Raw genomic sequence first — 20,970 nt, forward strand, 5'->3', positions numbered from 1 at the left:
CGAGTTTAGCCAGACCCCGCTTGGCTCGAGCACCGCAGGTTGCCCGAAGCGAAGCGTAGGGACCCAGACTGCGGGTCGCCTTTCTTTTGCTTACTTTTCTTTGGCGAAGCAAAGAAAAGTGAGTCGCCGCCGGGCGACCCCGGCCAGCAACCCTCAGCAGCGAGCGCACCGCCGGAGCAAGACGGCTAAGAAACGATATAAGCCCCAGCCCCAGTCGAAAACAGCTTCCCGTCCGAACCCAGAAACTCCATCCGCGTACTCGCCACCCGCGAACCAAGCCTCATCACCTCAGCCCGAAGCTCAAAATAATCACTAATCCCCGGCCGCAGATAGTCGATCCGCAAATCTATAGTCCCCAGCTTGGCGAAACGTTGCAGCCGCTGCACCGGCGTCTCATCCATATGGCGCGCGCCTATCGCCGCCATCACCGCCAGCCCACCCATGGCGTCCAGCCCGGCGCTGATCACACCGCCGTGAATGCGGTTGTGCGCATAGTGGCCTATCAACTCATTGCGCATGTCGATACGCGCCGTGACCCTTTCAGCCGTCACCGAGGTGATCTTCAGCCCCAGCAGCTTGTTGAAGACGATTTTTTCCTCGAACAAGTTCTTGAGTGAGGCGACGAATTCCGGCTCGAATTGAATTGCGCCTTGAGAGATGAGCTGTGCTTTGGTCATAGGCCTAATTGTCGTGCAGCGAGGTCCTTCATGATTTCCTCGGCACCGCCGCCTATCATCATGACCTTGACCTCGCGGTAAATGCGTTCGCTCTTGGTGCCGCGCATATAGCCCATGCCGCCCAGTATCTGCACCGCCTGGTCGGCGCAGAACTGCATGGTTTGGGTGGCGTGGTTCTTCAGCAAACAGACCTCGGCCACCCAGCCGGCATTGCCTGATGCCTCCTCGCCGGCATCGGCGCGCGCGGCCAGCGCGTCCGCCCAGGCTCGCGTGGAGGCGATGCGCATCTGCATGTCGACCAGCTTGTGGCGCACCACCTGGCGCTCGACCAGCGCCGCGCCGAAAGTCTTTCGCTGGCGCGCCCAGTCCAGCGCCTCGTCGTAGCAGGCTTCGGCAAAACCCAGCGCGGCCACGGCCAGTGCCATGCGCTCGCCGTTGAAGTTTCCCATGACCATGCGAAAGCCCGTACCCTCCTCGCCGATCAGGTAACGGGCCGGCACGCGCACCTTGTCAAAGCGCAGATGCGCCGTGTCCGAACACCACCAGCCCATCTTCTGCAAAGGGCTGCGCGACAGGCCCACCACATCGCCCGGCACAACCAGCAAGGAGATGCCTGCGGGGCCCTTGGCCTCACCGGTGCGCACGGCTACGGTCAGGAAATCGGCGCGCATGCCCGAGGTGATAAACACCTTCTCGCCATCGATGACATAGTCGCCGCCGTCGCGCCGCGCGGTGCTGCGCAGCGCGGCCACGTCGGAACCGCCGCCGGGTTCGGTGACGGCCAGCGCCGCGTTTTTTTCGCCGCGCAGCACGGGTGTGATGACCTCTTGCTGCAGGTCAGGGCTGCCGTGGTGCAGCACGGGCGGTAGCGCGATGTTGTGGGAAAAGAGGCTGGCCATCACGCCGCCGCTGCCGCCGTAACGGCACAGGGCCAGCGTGACCGCGTTGCGCAGCCGCCAGGAAGCCGGTGTGCCGCCCAGCGCCTCGGGATAGCCCAGGCCCAGCAAACCCAGTTCGGCCGCCTGCGTATAAAGCGCACGAGGAAACTCGCCGGCATCGTCCCACGCCGTGGCATGGGGCGCGATCTCGCGCTCGGCAAAACGTTGAACAGTTTCGGCCATCGCGGCGATGGCCTCCTGGTCCTCGCCATGGGCCGGGTGTGGCGCCTTCATGCCTCAAACCTCAGCAGCWCCTGGCCGGGCGCGGCCTGCTGGCCAGGCTCCACCATCACGGCCGCCAGCACCGCATCGTGCGGGGCATTGACCGCGTGTTCGAGCTTCATGGACTCGATCACCAGCAGGGTATCGCCGCGCCGCACGGCCTGGCCGGGGACTGCATGCACCGCGATGACCTTGCCGTTAAACGCTGCGCGCAACTCGCGCGATGCGGCTGCAGCGCCGGCAGCCGCGGCGTCAAAGCTCGCGTCTTCGATGAAAAGGTCGACGCCGTCCGCCTGCACATGCCAGCGCGAGGCGGCCTGTCCCACAGCGTCCTGAAGGCGCATGGCCACCACGCGCCGCTGCGTGCCACCGATCTGCACCGTGGTGGCGCCCTCTCCCGCAGCCATCGCCGCCGGCGAGGTCCGACCGCCGGCCTCGATCTCCAGGCGTCCCCGGCCCGCTTCGCGCACGCGCAGGTCCAGCACCTGGTCGCCGTGCCGCAACCTCAGTGGCTTGGGGAAGGGGCACGGCAGGTCGGTTCCGGCCCCGGGGAAAAGCGCCGCAAGTCCCAGAGGAGCAAACGCATCTTCCTGCGCTTTCCGCAGTCCTGTTCTCAAAGCAGCGCCGTGCTTCGCCAGGAAAGGAATCAGCGCATCACCGGCACGAAACACCGGATGGCCCAGGCAGGCGGCCAGAAATGCCCGGTTGGTCGGCAGGCCCAGCACCTCGGTACGGCCCAGCGCCGCGAGGAGGCTGTCGACCGCCTTCTCGCGCGTAGCCGCATGCACCACCAGCTTGCCCAGCATGGAGTCGTAATGCGGCGGCACCACCAGGCCTTCGAACAGCGCATGGTCGAAGCGAACGCCGCCCGGCTCGCGAAAGCGCCGGACCGTGCCGGCGTGCGGCCTGAAGTCTTCGTCTTCCGCACACAGTCGCACTTCGATGGCATGGCCCGTAAACACCACGTCCTCCTGGGCCAGCGGCAAGGCCTCGCCCTGGGCGATGCGCAGCTGCCATTCGACCAAGTCCAGTCCGGTGACCGCTTCGGTCACAGGGTGCTCGACCTGCAGGCGCGTGTTCATCTCCATCAAAAAGAAACTAGCCCCCACGCTTGCCACTTCGTGTGCTGCGCGAGGCCTTGCAGGCCGCGGCTCGCGAGACGCTTCGCCTCTCTCGCCTGTCCAAACCTGCTCAAGCAGGTTTGGAGCCGCAGGCTCCAGCCCCTCGGGGGCCCTCGCGCCTTGGGGCGGCCCGGCGGCGCTCAAGTCACCACCTTCCACGAGGAACTCCACCGTGCCCGCGCCCACATAACCCGCCGCCTGCGCGAGCGCCACGGCGGCGGCGCACATGCGCGCGCGCAATGCTGCATCGACGGCGGGACTCGGCGTTTCTTCAATGAGCTTCTGGTGGCGCCGCTGCACCGAGCAGTCGCGCTCGCCAAGATGGATGCAAGCGCCATGGCCATCGGCAAACACCTGCACCTCGACATGGCGTGGGTTCATCAAGGCTTTTTCGATCAGCAGTTCTTCACTGCCGAAGGCCGACGCAGCCTCAGAGCGTGCGCTGCGCAGGGCCGACGGCAAATCCTCGGCTGACAACACCAGCCGCATGCCACGCCCGCCGCCGCCCGCCACGGCCTTGACCATCAGCGGGTAGCCGATGCGGCCGGCCTCGGTTTCAAAGCTTGCGTCCGACTGCTCATCACCCTGGTAGCCCGGCAGACAGGGCACGCCTCGCACCTGCGCCAGCTGTTTGGCGGCGGCTTTGCTGCCCAGCTGCCGCATCGCGGCCGGCGGCGGCCCCACCCACACCAGCCCCGCCGCGATCACCGCCTCGGCAAAGGCCGCGTTCTCGCTGAGGAAGCCGTAGCCGGGATGCACCGCGTCGGCACCGCTGTCCTGCGCCGCGGCGATCAGCTTGTCGATCCGCAAATAGGAATCGGCCGAGGCATCGCCGCCCAGGGCACACGCCATGCCGGCCTCGCGCACGTGCAGCGCACCGGCATCGGCGTCTGAATACACCGCCACCGTCTGCATGCCCATGGCGTGGGCGGTGCGCAGAATGCGGCGGGCGATCTCGCCGCGATTCGCCACCAGCAGGCGACGGATTTTTGTCATGCGGCCCATTCCGGCTCGGCTTTGCGCGCAAAAGCCCGCAGCCCTTCGGCCGCCTCGGCGCCGCGCAGGCCGCCGGCAAACAGGGCGGCCGCCTGGTCCAGCACGTCCGGCTGGCCCTGCGATGCCGACAGCAATTCCTTGGTGGCGGCCAGCGCGCGCGGCCCGGCCTGGCCGAGGCGCGCCAGCAAGGCCTGCAAGGCAGCCGGCAATTCATCGCCGGCATGCACTTCATCCACCAGGCCCAGTTGCAGGGCTTCCCATGCCGTCCACCGGCGGCCTGTCAGCAGGCATTGCCGCGCGGCGCGGTCGCCCAGGCGCTTGAGCACAAAGGGCGCGATCTGCGCGGGGGCAATGCCCAGCGTCACCTCGGGCGCCGCCAGCACCGCGCGATAGCCGGCCAGCACAAAGTCGGCGCAGCACACCAGGCCCAGGCCGCCGCCCATGGCCGGGCCGTTGACCACGGCCACCAGCACTTGCGGCAGCTTGCTCAAGGATTGCAGCAGCGTGCCGAAGCGGCGGTTCATCGCGACCAGCGGGTCCGCCGCGCCCGGTGGCAGGGCCTGGCCTATGGCCTCGGAAAAACCACCCAGGCTGCCGCCCGTGCAAAAAGCGCCGCCGGCTCCGGCCAGCACCACAAAGCGCAGCGAAAGGTCTTTTGCCGCGCGCTCGCAGGCGGCCTGCAGGGCTTCCACCATCGCATCGCTCAAGGCGTTACGCGTGGCCGGGTCGTTCAATATCCAGGTCTCGGTTGCGCCTTCGCGCACCACATCCAGCAGCTTGTTCATGGCGGTCACGCAGGCTTCCTGGAGGACTTGGCCACGCCCATCATCTTGGCGATGATGCCCATCATGACTTCGTCGGCGCCGCCGCCTATGGAGGCCAGCCGGCCGTCGCGGAACATGCGCGCGACCTTGTTCTCCCAGGTGTAGCCCATGCCGCCCCAGAACTGCAGGCAGGTGTCGGGCACCAGGCGGTTGAGCCGCCCGGCCTTGAGCTTGGCCATGGAAGCGAGTTCGGTCACGTCCTGGCCCTGCACATAAAGCTCGCAAGCGCGGTAAGTCATGGCGCGCAGGCTTTCGACCTCGGTTTTCATCTCGGCCAGCTTGAACTGCACCCATTGCTGGTCGGCCAGCGCGGCGCCGAAGAGCTTGCGTTCATGCGCCCATTCGACCGTCCATTCGATGCAGTTGGAGAGCGACTGTATGCAGCTGGCCGCGCACCAGAGGCGCTCCTCCTGGAACTGCATCATCTGGTAGGCAAAACCCGAGCCCTCGCTGCCGATGAGGTAGCGCTGCGGCACACGCACTTCGTCAAAATAAATCAGGCCGGTGTCTGATGAGTTCATGCCGATTTTTTTGATTTTCTTCGCCGCTTCAATGCCTTTGCGAAGCTTGCCGCCTTCACGCATGGGCACCATCACCAGGCTTTTGTTTTTGTGCGCCGGCCCTTCGCCGGTGTTGACCAGCATGCACATCCAGTCGGCCTGCAGGCTGTTGGTGATCCACATCTTCTGGCCGCTGATGACGTAGTCGCCGCCGTCCTTGCGCGCGTGGCTTTTGATGGAGGCCACGTCGCTGCCCGCGCCGGGCTCGCTTACGCCTATGCAGCCCACAGTGTCGCCGGCAATCGCGGGCGCCAGGAACTCGCGCTTGAGCTCGTCGCTGCCGAAGCGCGCCAGCGCCGGTGTGCACATATCGGTCTGCACGCCGATGGCCATGGGTACGCCACCGCAGTCAATGTGGCCCAGCGCTTCGGCCATGGCTACGCCATAGGAATAATCAAGGCCGGCGCCGCCGTACGCTTCGGGTTTGGTCAGGCCCAGCAGGCCCAGCTTGCCGAGTTTCTTGAAGACCTCGTGCGCCGGGAATATTTCGGCCGCCTCCCAGTCGTCGACATGCGGGTTGATCTCGGCGTCTATGAAACGTTTGAGGGTTTTCTGGATTTCCAGATGTTCGTGGCTGTATTGCATATTTGTCTCCGTTTCTTTTTTATTGCGGGGTGGCCTACATGCGCGCCACGCCGAACTGCAAGGGCCTGAGCCGCCGCGCCTCGGCCTGGGCACAGATGTCCAGACATAAGGCCAGCACGGCGCGTGTGTCGCGCGGGTCTATCACGCCGTCGTCCAGCACCAGGCCCGAGGTGTAGAACACATCGGCCTGGGCCTCGAACATCGCGACGATCTTGTCGTACTGGGCCTGCGACTGGACCGGGTCAGGCGCTATGCCTTTGCGCGCCAACGCCGCCTCGCCGACGATTTGCATGGTGCGCGCGGCCTGCTCGCCGYCCATGACGGCCGTTCTGGCGCTGGGCCAGCTGAAGAGAAAACGCGGCGCATAAGCGCGGCCGCACATGCCGTAGTTGCCGGCGCCGAAGGACGCGCCGCACTGGATGGTGATCTGCGGCACCGTGGCGTTGGTGACGGCCTGGATCATCTTGGAGCCGTGCTTGATCATGCCGGCCTGCTCGCTCTCCTTGCCCACCATATAACCGGTGGTGTTCTGCAGGTAGATGATGGGATGGCCCAGCTGGCACATCAGCTGGATGAAATGGGTGGCCTTGTTGGCCCCGGCCACATCGATGGGGCCGTTGTTGCCGAGAATGCCGACAGCATGGCCGCCCAGGGACGCCTGAACGCAGACAGTGGCCGCGCCATACAAGGCCTTGAAGGGCAGGAAGTCCGAGCCATCCACCAGCCGCGCGATCAGTTCCTGCATATCCAGCGGCTGGCGCAGGTCGTCCGGCACCAAGCCCAACAGCTCTTGCGCCGGGTACAGCGGTTCACGCGCCAGGCTTGCGGAGGCTGCCTGCGCCCACGCCGTGCGCGCCACCACCTCACGCGCCAGGCCCAGCGCCTCGCGGTCGTCTTCAGCCAGTTGCTCGCCCAGGCCGGATACGGTGGTGTGCATGAGCGCGCCGCCCAGTTCCTCTTCGGTCGCCACTTCGCCGGTGGCGGCCATCAGCAGCGGCGGCCCGGCCAGGAAGGCGCGCGAGCGGTCGCGCACCATGATGACGACGTCGCTCAGGCCCGGCATGTAGGCTCCGCCCGCCGTGCCCGAGCCGTGCTGCACGGTGATCACGGGAATGCCGGCCGCCGACAGGCGCGCCAGGTTGCGGAACAGCGCGCCGCCCTGCACAAAACCCTCGACCCGGTAGCGCATGAGGTTGGCGCCCGCGCTTTCCACCAGGTGGATGAAGGGCAGCTTGCCCTGCAGCGCGATCTCCTGCACGCGCAGGATTTTTTCCAGTCCCATGGCTTGCACGGCACCGGCTTCTATGCCCGAATCGCTGGCCACCACCATGCAGCGCACCCCGCTGACAAAACCGATGCCGGCCACTACGCCGCCGCCTGGCACCGAGTTGGCAGCCTCCTTGCTGTCCTGCAGGTAGCCCGCCAGCGAACACAGCGGCAGCCAGGGCGCACCGGCGTCCAGCAGCAGCGCCACACGTTCGCGCGGCAGCAGCTGGCCGCGCTTGTCAAAGGCGGGTCGCGACTTCGCCGAAGCGGCGGCGCTGCGTTCTTCTAGCGCGCGCAGCGCCGCGATGCGCGCGAGCATGGCGTCCCGCCGCTGCACGGCCTGCGGCGACTGCGCATTCCACGCGGACTGGAACAGTGTCATGACTGGAAGACTTTCGGTGTTTCGGCGAGGTGGAAACCGTCGAAGGGCTTGACGGCCTCACGCTGCAGCACTTGGTCATCGGGCCGCTGCTGGGGCCAGCCCATGCGCACCTGGGGCCKGGCGCCGTCCAYRCGCAGCGTGCTGCCGCTGATGAAATTGGCCGCCTTGCTGAGCAGGAACACCACGGCTGCCGAGGTCTCGCTTTCGGTGCCGAAACGGCCCAGCGGCACGGTGTGGCGCATCTCGCGCAGCATGGGGCCGGCCTCGGGCGGGTAATGGTCCATGCCGCTGGAGGCGATGTAGCCGGGCGCCACCGCGTTCACGCGCACGCCGCTTCTGGCCCATTCGGCCGCCGCGGTTTCGGTGAAGCTCACCATGCCGGCGCGCGCCGCGCCGCTGTGGCCCATGCTGGGCATGGAGCCCCACATGTCGGCCACGATGTTGACGATGCTGCCGCCCTTGTCCCGCATGGCCTGCAGGTAGCACTCGCGCGACATCAGGAAGCCTCCGGTCAGGTTGGTGTTGATGACGGCCTCCCAGCCCTTGGCGCTGATGGCCTCCAGCGGCGTGATGTACTGGCCGCCGGCGTTGTTGACCAGTCCGTCGATGCGGCCCTGGGCCACCACGATGGCGGTGATGGTGGTCCTGACGGCTTCCTCCTGGCGTATGTCGCAGGGGTGGAAGCTGACACGGCCGCCTTGCGCCGCGATCTCGCCGGTCACGTCGTGAAGCTTGACGACCTGCCGGCCTATCAGCACCACGTGGGCGCCGAGCGCGGCGAGCTCGTGCGCGATGCAACGGCCTATGCCGGAACCGCCGCCGGTGACGACGATGACCTGGCCGGCAAACAGGCCGGGCTGGAAAACCGATTGGTAGCTCATGGCAAAGCCTTTGATGAGGCGGTTTTGCCCGGCGCCGGGGCGTGAATGAAAAGCGCCATGGCCGCGTCGGTCAGGTCGTCCAGTGTGGCGGCCTGCCTGGCGTCAAACCACTGCACCGACCAGTTGAGCGCGCCGAACATCAGCAGACGCGCCAGCTTCACGGGCCCCTTGAGCTGCCCTGCCCCGGCCAGGGCCTGCAGCACGGGCTCCCAGACGGCTTCGTAGTCGCTTTGCAGCTTGGTCAACAGCGCGCGCTGCCGGGTGGTGATGGAGCGCGACTCGTAGAGCATGACCGGGATGAAATCGCTGCCGGGACCCAGCAGCACACCGAAGTGGCTGCGTATCAACAGCCGCAGCAAAGCCGGTGCGTCATCGGCGGGCAAGCCGGCCGCTTCCAGGGCCGCGGCCTGTCGCTGCAGGGCCGAGCGCATGCCCTCCTCCATCACCGCGTAGAGCAGCGCGCCCTTGCTTTTGAAGTGGTAGAAGGGCGAGCCGCTGTGCATGCCGACCGCCGCCGCGATGTCGCGCGTGCTGGTGGCGTTGAAGCCTTTCTTCCGGAACAACCGGGCGGCGGCGTTGACGAGTTCGATGCGGCGGTTGCCGTCGTCGCGCTCGTCCAGGGTTTTGCGCGGGCGGCCGCGCGGGCGTTTTTCAGCGCCTGCGGCCGCGGTTTTCGGGGGTGAATGGGCACGTTTGGCGAGGCGCGAACGCGCGGCGGGTTTTTCCATAAGGACGGACCATAGCAAAACCCGGTATTTTTAGCAAGCAAGCGCTTTGTAAAAATACCGCGCCCCGGGTCGGGTCACTTGGGCACTCGGCCCGCCTTGCCGGCGGCGGGCCCGGCGCCGCCTTCTTTGCCGGGCGCGCCCACCTGCGGGTGCGCGCCGTGGATGTGCGCCGCATGGCCGCGCTCCACAACAGGTGTACGGTTCTGGCTTTGCCGCAAGGCGGCTTTTTCCAGGCCGCTGAGGATGCCGCAGTCATCGGCGCCCTGGTCGCTGGCGCACTGCTCACGCAGCATCTTGAGGTCTTTTTCCAGCGCCTTGAGCTCGCGTATGCGCGTGGCGACATGGCTGATGTGTTCGTCCAGCAAGGTGTTGACGTCGGCGCAGCTGCCGGCGGGCGCGTCCTTGAAGTTCAGCAGGGTGCGGATCTCGGCCAGCGTCATGTCCAGCGAGCGGCAGTGGCGTATGAAGGCCAGGCGCTGCACATGGCTTTCGTCGTAGATGCGGTAATTGGCCTCGGTGCGCGCCGCTTCAGGCAGCAAGCCCTCGCGCTCGTAGTAACGTATGGTTTCCGTCTGGGTCTGGGCGGTTTTGGCCAGCTCTCCGATTTTCATGGCGACCTCCTTGAACATCGTCCCGACATCGCGGCAGGGTCACTCGCCAATCGCGCTTGACTCTAAGGCCGCTACAGGGTTTCCAATTAAGCCATGAAACCTGAAAAAACCCCAGTTTCCGGCCTCAAAGGCCCTACCGGCGACTGCTGCGGCAGCGCCCATGCCGCGCACGCAAGCCTGCCCGCGGCAGCCGTCCCGGCCGGCGCCGCGGGGCGCTTGTTCCGCATCGCGACCATGGACTGCAGCGCCGAGGAATCCGACATACGCCGCGCCCTGGAACCCGTTACCGGCATACGCTCGCTGGGCTTCCAGCTGGGGGCGCGCACGCTCAGGATAGACGCCAGCGAAGAAGCCTATGCGCCGGCCCTGGATGCGATACGCCGGGCCGGGTTTGACCCGCAGCCGGCCCAGGCCACCAGCCCGAAAGCGGAAGGCCATGAAGGGCACGGACACGATCACAGCCATGACAGCGGCTTTGGCGGCGGCGCCGCACGCCTCGTCGCCGCGCTGGTGCTGGCGGTTGGCGCGGAAACTGTTTCATTTTTTGCACCCGAACTGATGGCCTGGAAAATCGCCGGCATGGCGGTCGCGGCCGCGGCGATTGCCCTGGCCGGCCTCGATACCTATAAAAAAGGCTTGGCCGCCCTGCTGCGCGGCAGGCTCAACATCAACGCGCTGATGTCGGTGGCCGTCACCGGCGCCTTCCTGATCGGCCAATGGCCGGAAGCCGCCATGGTGATGGCGCTGTATGCAATTGCCGAGTTGATCGAAGCCCGCGCCGTGGATCGCGCCCGCAATGCGATCAAAGGCCTGCTGGACATGGCGCCCGAACAGGCGCTGATGCAAGGTGAAGACGGCGCCTGGACCATCACGCCGGTGACCGCCGTGCCGCTGCAAGCTCTGGTGCGCATACGCCCCGGCGAGCGCGTGCCGCTGGACGGCCTCGTCACCCGGGGCAGCAGCGCCGTCAACCAGGCACCCATCACCGGCGAAAGCATTCCCGTCGACAAAGAGGCCGGCGACGCCGTCTTCGCCGGCACCATCAATGAAACCGGCGAGATCGAAATGCGCGTCACCGCGGCGGCCGGCAACACCACGCTGGCCCGCATCATCCATGCGGTGGAGCAGGCCCAGGGCAGCCGCGCACCCACGCAGCGTTTTGTCGACCGCTTTGCCGCGGTCTATACACCGGCCGTGTTCGTGATCGCCGTCGCAGTGGCGCTGCTGATGCCGCTGCTCGCCGGAATCACCTGGCAGGATTCGCTCTACAAAGCACTGGTACTGCTGGTGATCGCCTGCCCCTGCGCGCTGGTGATTTCCACGCCGGTCACCGTCGTCAGCGGCCTGTCGGCCGCCGCGCGGCGCGGCATCCTCATCAAGGGCGGCACTTATCTTGAGCAGGCACGCCTGCTCAAGGCCGTCGCGCTCGACAAGACCGGCACCATCACCGAAGGCAAACCGCAGCTCGTGGACTGGCGCGCCTGGGGCGATGCCGGAGAAGCATCCCTCACGCAGCTGGCTGCCGACATGGCCGCGCGCTCCGACCATCCGGTGTCCAAAGCCATCGCCGTGGGCTTGAACACCGAGCCTGCCGAAGTACAGAACTTCAAGGCCCTGCCTGGGCGCGGCACGGAAGGCGCCATCGCGGGCCGGCACCTGGTACTGGGCAACCACCGCCTCGTGCATGAGCTGGGGCTGTGCAGCACAGAGCTTGAGGCCGAGTTGTCACGGCATGAACAACAGGGCCGCACCGTGACCCTGCTCGCCGATGACTCCCGCGTACTGGCGCTGTTCGCCGTGGCCGACACCATCAAGGAAAGCTCGCGCCAAGCCATCACCGACCTCAAGGCGCTGGGTGTCACGCCCGTGATGCTGACCGGCGACAACAACGCCACGGCGTGCGCCATCGCGGCCCAGGCCGGCATAGAAGACGCTCGCGGCGACCTGCTGCCCGAGGCCAAGCTGGATGCGATCCGCGAGATGCAGCAACGCTACGGCGCCACCGGCATGACGGGCGACGGCATCAACGACGCGCCCGCGCTGGCCCAGGCCGACATCGGCTTCGCCATGGGCGCGGCGGGTTCCGACACTGCCATGGAAGCGGCCGACGTGGTCATCATGAACGACAACCTGGAGCGCGTCGCCGAGACCGTGCGCCTGTCACAACGCACGCACGCCATCCTGTGGCAGAACATCAGCCTGGCCCTGGGCATCAAAAGCGTCTTCCTGGTCCTCGCCGTGTTCGGCACGGCCACCATGTGGATGGCGGTGTTCGCCGACATGGGCGCCAGCCTGTTGGTGGTGGGCAACGGCTTGCGCCTGCTGCGCCAGCGGCGTTAAAAGGCGGCGCCAAAGAAAAACCCGAAGCGGGCAAGCCGGCTTCGGGTTCTGGGGCCTCCGCGCAGATGCGCAGATCCGCGGAAAAAATCAGCGCTCGACCGTCTTGTTCCAGCGCGCGTTCCAGGCCGGGCGGTTTTCGTTGATCACGTCCCAATCCACGGCGATGGCGGTTTTCATGTATTCGTTCATCTGGGTCACCAGCGCGGCGGCCTTGCCGCTGGCCTTGGTCTTCGGGTTGGACGGAATCTGGTCGCCGAACTCCAGCGCCGCGGCCTGGGCTTCGGGCGACAGCAGGTACTGGGCCAGCTTGTGGGCCAGCGCGGGTTCGCTGTTTTTGGCAATCACGCATTCACCGACGGTCAGCACAGCCGAGCCTTCCTTGGGCTGCACGTATTCCACGGGCAGGCCCTTGTCTTTGAGCACGCCGACAGCGGTGGGCGTGAGCGGGAACATCGCGGCCTCGCCGGTCTGCACCATTTCAGCGAGCTTGGCGGAGCTCGGGATGTACTCGAGCACATTGGGGCCTATGGTCGTGGGCCAGGCCTTGAAACCGGGCTCCACGTTCTTGTCGTTGCCGCCCTGGATGCGGTTGAACAGCAGGAAGCCGTGCAGGCCGAAGGTCGACGAAGACAGCGACTGGAACACCACCTTGCCCTTGTACTTGGGGTTGGCCATGTCCATCCACGAGGTGGGCGGCGTCCAGCCTTTTTCGGTGAACATCTTCTTGTTGTAGGCGATGCCGGTCATGCCGATGTTGACGCCGGCGGCCATGTCGCCCTTGAAGCGCGCGGTCGGGAACAAATCGTTCAGAGCCGGGCCGGCCTGCATTTTTTCGCACAAGCCCATGCCGATGGCGCGGTACATGATGCCGTCGTCCAGGAACATCACGTGCATCTGCGGGTTGTCCTTGTTGGCCTGCGCCTTGGCAAGGATGTCCGAGGAGGTGCCGGGCACGACCACGACCTTGACGTTGTTGGCTTTCTCGAAGGCGCCGAAGACGTGTTCGGTGTAGGTTTTTTCCATGGTGCCGCCGTTCATGCCGATGTACAGCGTCTTGGTTTGGGCCATGGCGTTGCCGCCGGCGAAGCTCGCTGCAAGAACGGCAAGCGATACCGCGGTAGCGCGTGCGGTCAGGAATCGTGGGGAGGTGTTCATGGAAAGCTCCTGGTGGCGTGGGTGAAAGAAATGGCAGTGAAAGGAAGATGGCTAGACAACGGCGGAAGAGGCAGGCCCGGTGGTTGCCGCACTCGGGCTTGGAGGAAAACGTTGAATCGAAAAAGCTTCAATCGGCGTGGCGCTGCGGCCTTCGCAGACCAGGTCGGCCAGCACCGCGCCGACACCCGGCCCCAGCTGGAAGCCGCCGCCGGCAAAACCGAATGCATGAATCAGGCCCGGTGTGGTGGCGCTGGGGCCCAGCACCGGCAGTCGGTCCGGCAGGTAGCCCTCGGTGCCGCTCCAGGTGCGGATGATGTGGGCGTTTTTCAGCGCAGGCAGCAGCTCGACGGTCTGCTGCATCAGGCCGGACAGGCCGCTGCGCTGCGCACGGGCGCGCTGCTCGTCCAGCGCATAACCCCGGCCGCCGCCTATGACGCAGTTGCCGCGCGCCACTTGCCGGGCGTAGACGCCGCCGCCCTCCACGCCCAGGCTCAGGTCCATGAACACAGGCAGCGGCTCGGTCACCGCCATCTCGGGGTGGCCGGCCTCCATGGGCACGGTCTCGCCGAATTGCGCGGCAATGCGGTCGGCCCAGGCGCCGGCGCAGTTGAGCAAATGTTTGGCGCGCACTTCCAGCACCTCGCCCGAGCGCAGCACAAACAGCTCGCCGTCGTGCGCGACCTCGTCCACACGGGTCTGCTCGCGGATGTGGGCGCCCAGGTTGCGCGCGGCCAATGCGAAGGCCGGCGACACCAGGCGCGGATTGGCCTGGCCGTCGCCGGGGCACAGCGAGGCGCCGACGGCGGCCCGGCCCAGCCAGGGGCAGCGCTCGCGCAGGGCGCGCGTAGACAACATCTGCAAGTCCATGCCCCAGCCCTGCGTGCGCTCGCGGTAGCTTTCAAGCGAAGCCAGGTCGGCCTCGCTGCGCGCGATCTTGAGATGGCCGGACTGGACGTATTCGCCATCTATGCCTATGAGTTCGGGCAGGCGCGCCCACAGGCCCTGCGCGCGCTGCGACAGCGGCAGCTGGCTCAGCGGCCGGCCTTGGCGGCGCACGCCGCCGTAGTTCACGCCGCTGGAGCGCGAACCGCAAAGGTCGCGCTCCAGCAGCACGACCGAAAAGCCCATGCGGCGCAAAAACAGCGCGGCCGACGCGCCCATGATGCCGCCGCCCACAATCGCCACGTCGGCGGTGATGCGCTCCATCATGCGGCCTCCTGCTGCGGCGCCGGTGCGGCCGTGGCCGAAAACGGCAGCGGCTTGATGGGTGACTGCCCGCGCAGCCGGCCCACGGCATCGGGCTGCAAGGTGCAAGCCTGCGCGAGGATCTCGGCCGCCGCCACGCCGCAGGTCCGCCCCTGGCATCGGCCCATGCCGACCCGCGTCAAGGCCTTGAGGCGGTTCATCTCGCGCGCGCCGGTGTCGGCCACGCAGCGGCGCAACTCGCCCGCCGTGATTTCCTCGCAGCGGCAGACCACAAGCTCGTCGGGTGCGCTGGCGGCCCAATGCACCGGAAACGGAAAGGCGCGCTCCAGCCCCTGGCGAAAAGCCGCGGTGCGCGCCAGCTGCCGCTCCAGCCAGGCCGCGCGTGTGAGGTCGATGCGGTGCCCGGTATCCGCGAGCAGCGCCAGGGCAGCGCGTTCGCCGGCCCACTCGGCGGCGTCCGCGCCCATGATGCCTGCGCCGTCGCCGGCCAGGTAGACGCCCGCCACGCTGGAGCGCCCCACGGCGTCGCGCTCGGGCAGCGCGCCGCGCTGCAGGCCGTCATAACGAAAGCTGCAGCCCAGCAGGTCGGCCAACTGCGTCTCGGACCGCAGCGCGTAGCCAAAGCCGACACTATCGCAAGCAATCTGGTGTTCACGGCCGGCCTTGCGCCAGTGCATGGACTGCACTCGATCGCCGCCTTCGGCGCGGACCAACTCCACGCCCTGGTGCACCGCGATCCCATGCGCGCGCAGCCAGCCCAGGTAATACATGCCTTTGGCCAGCAGCGCCGGCTGGCGCAGCATGGCGGGCACGGCGGCGAGCTTGCCCGCGAAACCTGCCGTATCGAGCACTGCAACAACGTTGGCGCCCGCCTTCGCATACTGGTAGGCGATCAAATACAGCAGCGGCCCGGTGCCGGCAAAGATCACACGCGAGCCGATCGCGCAGCCCTGGAATTTGAGCGCCACCTGCGCGGCGCCCAATGTGTAGACGCCGGGCAAGGTCCAGCCGGGGAAAGGCAGAACGCGGTCCGTCGCGCCGGTGGCGACGATGAGGTGGCTGTAGGGCAAGGTGCTCATGGCGCCGTGGCGCAGCAAATCGAGCTTGCCGCCTTCGGCGCTCCAGACCAGGGTGTCGGGTCGGTAATCGACTTTGTCCAGGATGCCGGCCATGGCGCCGTGCAGCGCATCGGCGCGCGCGGCTTCAAAACCATAGAGCGCCTCTTTGGGCCGCGTGAAACCCGCGGGCGGCTGGCGATAGATCTGCCCGCCCCAGCGCGGCGCTTCGTCCACCACCACCGGACGCAGGCCGTGCGCCACCAGCGCCTGGGCCGCGCGCACGCCGGCCGGGCCGGCGCCCACAATTACGGGCTGCACGCTCATGCCAGGCCCTCCGCGCCGGTCACCAGCCGCATGCCTTCTTCGATAAAAGTACCGCAGGCGCGCAGGCGCTTGCCCGATTCGGTGGCTACCCAGCAATCCTGGCAGGCGCCCATCAGGCAAAAGCCGGCGCGCGGCTCACCGCTGAATTCGCTGAAGCGCAGGCGCGCGCTGTGCGTGAGCACCGCCGTCAGCACGGTGTCGCCGGCCAGCGCCGTCAGCGGCTGCCCGTTGAGCACAAAACCCACGGGCTTGCGGCCGCCTTCGGCCAGTCTCTGGAGCAATGGCCCGCGTGGTTCGGCAAGGCCGGGGTCTTCGGCGGATGGCTTCATTTGTGTCCCACGAGAATCTTGTCAAGGCCGTAGATGCGGTCCAGCACCAGCATGGCCACCGCCGTCAGCGCCACCATGAGCGCCGAGACCGCGGCCATCAGCGGGTCTATGGACTCGGTCGCGTACATATACATGCGCACCGGCAGGGTCACGGTCGAGGGCGCGGTGACGAAGATGGACATGGTCACTTCGTCAAAGCTGTTGATGAAGGCCAGCAGCCAGCCGCCGGTGACGCCGGGCAAAATCATGGGTAGCGTGACGCGGGTGAACACCGTCGCCTGGCTTGCGCCCAGCGACAGGGCCGCCTGCTCGGCGCTGCGGTCGCTTCCCTCCACCGAGGCCAGCACCAGGCGCAGCACGTATGGCGTGATGATGACCACGTGCGCCAGCGCCAGCCAGAAGAAGCTGCCGGTCGCGCCTATCAGCGAAAAGGTGCGCAGCAGCGCGACACCCAGCACCAGGTGAGGAATGATCAACGGCGACAGGAACAGGCCATTGAGGAAATCGCGGCCCGGAAAGCTGTGGCGCGCGATCGCCAGTCCGGCCGGGACGGCCAGCACGGTTGCCAGCGTGGCCGAAATCGCGGCCAACCAGAGGCTGTTCTTGAAGGACTGCACGAAGTCCGAATGCGCGAACACCGCGCGGAACCAGCGCAGCGAAAACTCCGTGGTCGGAATGGCCAGCGTGTTGCCGGGGGTGAAGGCCACCACACAGACGATGACCAGCGGCGCCAGCATGAAGGTGATGACCAGCGCATTGAAAAGCAGCGCGAGGGGGCCGTTTTTGGACATGGTGCGCTCCTTATCCCAAGGACTTTTTATAAGAGCGTTCGAGCACGCGGTTGTAGCTCAGCATGATGGCCAGGTTGGCCAGCAGCAAAGTCAGCGCGATGGCCGCGCCCAGCGGCCAGTTGAGCTCGTGCAGGTATTCGTCATAGACCACGGTGGCCACCATCTTCAGGCGGCGCCCGCCCAGCAGGCCCGGGATCGCGAAGGCGCTGGCGCTCAGGCCGAAGACGATCAGGCTGCCCGACAAAATGCCCGGCAGCACCTGCGGAAAGATGATGCGGCGCAAGGTGGTGAAGTGCGAGGCCTGCAGCGACAGCGCCGCGTCTTCCACGCCCGGGTCCAGCTTTTGCAGCGAGGTCCACACCGGGATCACCATGAATGGCAGCATCACGTGCACCAGCGCGATGACCACGGCCGCTTCGGTATAGAGAATGCGCATGGACGGCAGGCCCACGGCGCGCATGGCCTGGTTGACCACGCCCTCGGGGCCCAGCAGCATGCTCCAGCCGAAAGCGCGCACCACCACCGACACCAGCAGCGGCGCCAGCACCACCAGCAACAAAATGGAACGCCAGGGGCTGCGCATGCGGCTCAGCACATAGGCTTCGGGCGCGCCCACGAGCACGCAGATCAACGTGGTCAGCGCCGAAATCCACAGCGTGCGCCAGAAGATGCCGTGGTAGTAGTCGTCCGTCAGCACGGCGGCGTAATGCGCCAGCGTGAAACTGTTCTTGACGCCGGTGGCATGGTCGAAAACCTGGAAGGACAGCACGGCGGTGAGCGCCAGCGGCACCAGCAGCAGGCAGGCGAACAACGTGAAGGCCGGCGCCGACAGCAGCCAGGGCGCGCGCGAAGCGCTGGCCCGGGCCGGCGCAACTGCCGGCACCAAAGCGGCGCTGTTCATGCCGGCGCCCCTTGCGCGCCGGGCAGCAGGCGCACCTGCTGCGCGGTCCAGTCCAGGCCCACGTTGGCGCCCTCCTCCGCAGGCGTACTACCGTCGTTGGGGCAGACCACCGCGAGTTCACCGGCGGCGGTAGACACCTGGTACAGCCACTGGCTACCCAGGAAAAAACGCTCATTGACCGTGCCGCCTATGCGGCCTTGGGCCTCGGGCACCAGGCGGATTTTTTCGGGGCGCAGGCTCAGCACCACGGCGTCGCCTTCGGACACGCCGGGCGCCTCGACCTCCAGCGGCACATTGCCACCGACCTTCACCGTGGCCCAGGGGCCGGCAGCCGTCACACGGCCTTCCAGCAGATTGGCCTTGCCGACAAAATTCGAGATGAAGCGGGTCTGCGGATATTCATAGAGCCGGTGCGGCTGGTCGATCTGCGTCACGCGGCCGGCCTCCATGACGACCACGCGGTCGCTGATGGACATGGCCTCGGTCTGGTCGTGCGTGACCATCACCGTGGTGGTGCCGACCTTGCGCTGGATCTGCCGCAGCTCGAACTGCATTTCCTCGCGTAGCTTGGCGTCAAGGTTGGACAGCGGCTCATCCAGCAGCAGCACGGGCGGCTCTATGACCAGGGCTCGGGCCAGGGCCACGCGCTGGCGCTGCCCGCCCGAAAGCTCGCGCGGGTAGCGGCCGGCATGCGCCTCCAGATGCACCAGCGCGAGCGCGGCTTTCACGCGTTCGGCGCGCTCCTGCTTGTCGACACGCCGCATCTCCAGGCCGAAGCTCACGTTGTCGTAAACGCTCATGTGCGGAAACAGCGCATAGCTCTGGAACACGATGCCCAGGCCGCGCGAATTGGGTTTGGCATGCGTGATGTCGCGGCCGTCCAGCGTGACCTGCCCGGAAGTCACCTCACAAAAGCCCGCGATCATCTGCAGGGTCGTGGTCTTGCCGCAGCCCGACGGGCCCAGCAGCGAGACGAATTCGCCCTTGTCCACCGACAGGTTCATGTCGGCCACGGCGCGGGTCGCGCCATAGGACTTGTTCACGTTCGCCAGGGTCAAAAAGGACATGGGGAGCACCTCTGCAACAAGGGGGTGGCCAGCGCCGCACATACCAAACGACGTACAAAACGGTGACACCTTGATGACTTCATGCTATGGCATGTAGGAAAAAATCGTCAATAGGTTATTCCGTATAGAGATATCTTTATTTGATTTATTCCGTTTAACGGAATTTATATACACTTATTATCAAATCGATTCCGCCAAAGGAGAGGCCGTGAAAGACGAAGACAATAGCTCCAGCAGCGTGCAGCGCGCCTTTTCCATCATCCGGGCGCTGGCCGCGACCCAGGCCAAGGGCGGGCGCATCACCCACGTCGCCAAAGCCACGGGCCTGACCCAGGCAACCACCCACCGCATCCTGAAAAGCCTGGTGGCCGAGCGCGTGGTGGAGCAGGACGCGGCCTCCAAGCTGTACCGGCTGAGCATCGAATTTTTCGCATTGGCCGCGCAAGCCGGCAATTCCATGGACCTGCGCGGCCTGTGCCGGCCGTCCATGCTGCGCCTGTGCGCCAGCCTCGGCGACACCATCTTTTTGCTGGTGCGCAGCGGCTTTGACGCGGTCTGCCTGGACCGCAGCGAGGGCCCCTTCCCGATACGTTCCTTCACCGGCGACATCGGCGGGCGCGTGGCGCTGGGCATGGGCCAGGGCAGCCTGGCCATCCTGGCCTTCCTGCCCGAGACCGAGCGCGAGGAAGTAATCCGCTACAACCTGCCGCGCGTGCGCGAGTTCGGCGTCTACGACGAGGTCTACCTGCGCACCGAAATCGAGCGTGTACGCGAACTCGGCTACGCCGGGCGCAACACCAACCTGCTCGATGGCATGGCCGGTGTCGGCGTGCCGGTGCTGGACCGCGACGGCCGCGCCGTCGCCGCCCTCAGCGTCGGCACAATTTCCTCACGCCTGAGCCCGGACCGCCTGCCCACGGTGGTCGAATTGCTCAAACGCGAGGCCGCGGCCATAGGCGCGCAGATCAATCCGTTTGACAGCACTTTGAGAAGGCCGGCGCAGAGTTTGGCCCCCGCCGACAAGGCCTGAGGCCTCAGGAATTAGGAGTTGGTGCGGCGGCTTGGTCGCGTAACCATTCGCGCAGCTGCACCAATGGCCGCCAGCTGGTTTTCTGCGAGGGCCAGACCAGGTAGTAGGCGAAGTCTGAACTCAGCGCGAGATCAAAGGGCACGGCCAGCGTGCCGTCGGCGATGTCATCGGCCACCAGGAAACGCGGCAGCACGGCGAGGCCCAGGCCGGCCTTGACGGCCTGGGCGATCATGGAAAAGAGTTCGTATTTGGGGCCGGTGGCTGCGCTTTGCGTGTCGGCGATGCCGGCCAGCTGGAACCAGTCGCGCCAGGCGTTCGGGCGCGTGCTCTGGTGGATCAAGGTGAACTTCAGCACGTCGGCCGGCTTGCGGAGTTGGCGCTTCTTGATGAGCGCCGGGCTGCAGACCACCACGCTGTCTTCGCCCATCAGGTATTCGGACTCGGTGCCCGGCCAGTCGGGCCGGCCGTAATGGATGGCGGCATCCAGCCCCGTCAGCGAGAAATCAAAAGGCTGCAGGCGCGTCGCCAGGTTCAAGGTCACATGCGGGTGTGCCTTCAGGAAAGACGGCATGCGCGGGATCAGCCACTTGGTGGCAAACGTCGGCACCACGCCGAGCTCCAGCGTGCCACCCTCGCCTTTGGACGAGACCAGGTCCAGCATCGCGGCCTCCAGCGAATCCAGCGCCGGACTGACGCGCGCCAGCAGCGAGCGGCCGGCGTCGGTCAGCTCGAGCTGGCGCGGCAGGCGGCGAAACAGGCTCACGTCCAGCTCCTGCTCCAGCCCCAGGATCTGGTGGCTGACCGCACTCTGGCTCACCGACAAGTCTTGCGCCGCCAAGGTAAAGCTGCCGCGGTGGGCGGCCGCTTCAAAAGCCAGCAGGGCCTGGGTGGAAGGAATTTTTCGGCGCATCACATGAATATATCTCATGCATGCATCGAAATTCATCCTTTGCCCCGGATACCGTAATTGCCGAAAAT

General features: G+C 66.5%; 19 protein-coding genes. 2 read left to right on the forward strand and 17 right to left on the reverse strand.

From position 1 onward, the window contains the following. Positions 1–185: 185 nt before the first annotated feature. The 9 genes from AC1D1Y_RS13360 to cadR form a co-directional block, all read right to left on the reverse strand. Positions 186–677, reverse strand: a complete 492-nt coding sequence (locus tag AC1D1Y_RS13360; protein WP_477682748.1) for a thioesterase family protein — start codon at positions 675–677, stop codon at positions 186–188. Further along, positions 674–1,849, reverse strand: coding sequence for an acyl-CoA dehydrogenase family protein (locus AC1D1Y_RS13365; protein ID WP_477682749.1), 1,176 nt, complete (start codon positions 1,847–1,849; stop codon positions 674–676). Before AC1D1Y_RS13365 ends, AC1D1Y_RS13360 begins: the two co-directional genes overlap by 4 nt. Continuing rightward, positions 1,846–3,954, reverse strand: coding sequence for an acetyl/propionyl/methylcrotonyl-CoA carboxylase subunit alpha (locus AC1D1Y_RS13370; RefSeq protein ID WP_477682750.1), 2,109 nt, complete (start codon positions 3,952–3,954; stop codon positions 1,846–1,848). The genes AC1D1Y_RS13365 and AC1D1Y_RS13370 overlap by 4 nt, the downstream gene beginning before the upstream one ends. Next, entirely contained in the window at positions 3,951–4,739 is a 789-nt protein-coding gene (locus tag AC1D1Y_RS13375) for an enoyl-CoA hydratase/isomerase family protein (protein ID WP_477682840.1), read from the reverse strand. The genes AC1D1Y_RS13370 and AC1D1Y_RS13375 overlap by 4 nt, the downstream gene beginning before the upstream one ends. 5 nt (positions 4,740–4,744) lie before the next feature. Next, complete coding sequence (locus AC1D1Y_RS13380) at positions 4,745–5,923, reverse strand: acyl-CoA dehydrogenase family protein (RefSeq protein WP_477682751.1); 1,179 nt, start codon at positions 5,921–5,923, stop codon at positions 4,745–4,747. Positions 5,924–5,957: 34 nt separating this feature from the next. Beyond that, positions 5,958–7,571, reverse strand: a complete 1,614-nt coding sequence (locus AC1D1Y_RS13385; protein ID WP_477682752.1) for an acyl-CoA carboxylase subunit beta — start codon at positions 7,569–7,571, stop codon at positions 5,958–5,960. Further along, positions 7,568–8,452, reverse strand: a complete 885-nt coding sequence (locus AC1D1Y_RS13390) for an SDR family oxidoreductase (protein ID WP_477682753.1) — start codon at positions 8,450–8,452, stop codon at positions 7,568–7,570. Before AC1D1Y_RS13390 ends, AC1D1Y_RS13385 begins: the two co-directional genes overlap by 4 nt. Further along, complete coding sequence (locus tag AC1D1Y_RS13395; protein ID WP_477682754.1) at positions 8,449–9,180, reverse strand: TetR/AcrR family transcriptional regulator; 732 nt, start codon at positions 9,178–9,180, stop codon at positions 8,449–8,451. The genes AC1D1Y_RS13390 and AC1D1Y_RS13395 overlap by 4 nt, the downstream gene beginning before the upstream one ends. Before the next feature lie 74 nt (positions 9,181–9,254). Beyond that, the gene (cadR, locus tag AC1D1Y_RS13400; RefSeq protein WP_477682755.1) at positions 9,255–9,791 is read right to left on the reverse strand and encodes a Cd(II)/Pb(II)-responsive transcriptional regulator; all 537 of its coding nucleotides are present in this window, start codon (positions 9,789–9,791) and stop codon (positions 9,255–9,257) included. Positions 9,792–9,884: 93 nt separating this feature from the next. Between cadR and AC1D1Y_RS13405 the strand changes: the two genes are divergently transcribed. Continuing rightward, positions 9,885–12,131: a heavy metal translocating P-type ATPase gene (locus AC1D1Y_RS13405; protein ID WP_477682756.1), complete on the forward strand. Its 2,247-nt coding sequence runs from the start codon at positions 9,885–9,887 to the stop codon at positions 12,129–12,131. A gap of 87 nt (positions 12,132–12,218) precedes the next feature. Here the strand turns inward: AC1D1Y_RS13405 and AC1D1Y_RS13410 are convergent, their stop codons facing one another. Genes AC1D1Y_RS13410 through AC1D1Y_RS13440 form a run of 7 tightly spaced genes read right to left on the reverse strand, consistent with a single transcriptional unit; the run spans position 12,219 to position 18,962 of the window. After that, positions 12,219–13,286 (reverse strand): ABC transporter substrate-binding protein, encoded by a 1,068-nt coding sequence (locus tag AC1D1Y_RS13410; protein WP_477682757.1) that lies wholly within the window; start codon positions 13,284–13,286, stop codon positions 12,219–12,221. Positions 13,287–13,337: 51 nt separating this feature from the next. Next, a complete protein-coding gene (locus AC1D1Y_RS13415; protein ID WP_477682758.1) occupies positions 13,338–14,495 on the reverse strand; it encodes an NAD(P)/FAD-dependent oxidoreductase in 1,158 nt (385 codons plus the stop codon). Further along, entirely contained in the window at positions 14,492–15,874 is a 1,383-nt protein-coding gene (locus AC1D1Y_RS13420) for an FAD/NAD(P)-dependent oxidoreductase (RefSeq protein WP_477682759.1), read from the reverse strand. The genes AC1D1Y_RS13415 and AC1D1Y_RS13420 overlap by 4 nt, the downstream gene beginning before the upstream one ends. Next, entirely contained in the window at positions 15,871–16,203 is a 333-nt protein-coding gene (locus AC1D1Y_RS13425) for a (2Fe-2S)-binding protein (RefSeq protein ID WP_477682760.1), read from the reverse strand. Before AC1D1Y_RS13425 ends, AC1D1Y_RS13420 begins: the two co-directional genes overlap by 4 nt. Then, entirely contained in the window at positions 16,200–16,994 is a 795-nt protein-coding gene (locus AC1D1Y_RS13430; RefSeq protein WP_413329086.1) for an ABC transporter permease, read from the reverse strand. Before AC1D1Y_RS13430 ends, AC1D1Y_RS13425 begins: the two co-directional genes overlap by 4 nt. A 10-nt stretch (positions 16,995–17,004) precedes the next feature. Further along, positions 17,005–17,895 carry an ABC transporter permease gene (locus AC1D1Y_RS13435; RefSeq protein ID WP_477682761.1) on the reverse strand — a complete coding sequence of 297 codons (891 nt, stop codon included), beginning with the start codon at positions 17,893–17,895 and terminating at the stop codon, positions 17,005–17,007. Next, positions 17,892–18,962 (reverse strand): ABC transporter ATP-binding protein, encoded by a 1,071-nt coding sequence (locus AC1D1Y_RS13440; RefSeq protein WP_477682762.1) that lies wholly within the window; start codon positions 18,960–18,962, stop codon positions 17,892–17,894. Before AC1D1Y_RS13440 ends, AC1D1Y_RS13435 begins: the two co-directional genes overlap by 4 nt. Positions 18,963–19,170: 208 nt before the next feature. On the opposite strand from AC1D1Y_RS13440, the gene AC1D1Y_RS13445 reads away from it, so the two are divergent. Further along, on the forward strand, positions 19,171–19,992 hold the full coding sequence (locus AC1D1Y_RS13445; protein ID WP_477682763.1) for an IclR family transcriptional regulator: 822 nt from the start codon (positions 19,171–19,173) through the stop codon (positions 19,990–19,992). Between the two features lie 4 nt (positions 19,993–19,996). On the opposite strand, the gene AC1D1Y_RS13450 is transcribed toward AC1D1Y_RS13445, so the two are convergent. Next, positions 19,997–20,902 (reverse strand): LysR family transcriptional regulator, encoded by a 906-nt coding sequence (locus AC1D1Y_RS13450; protein ID WP_477682764.1) that lies wholly within the window; start codon positions 20,900–20,902, stop codon positions 19,997–19,999. Positions 20,903–20,970 lie beyond the last annotated feature (68 nt).

The sequence above is a fragment of the Polaromonas sp. P1_G1 genome, from assembly GCF_056405595.1.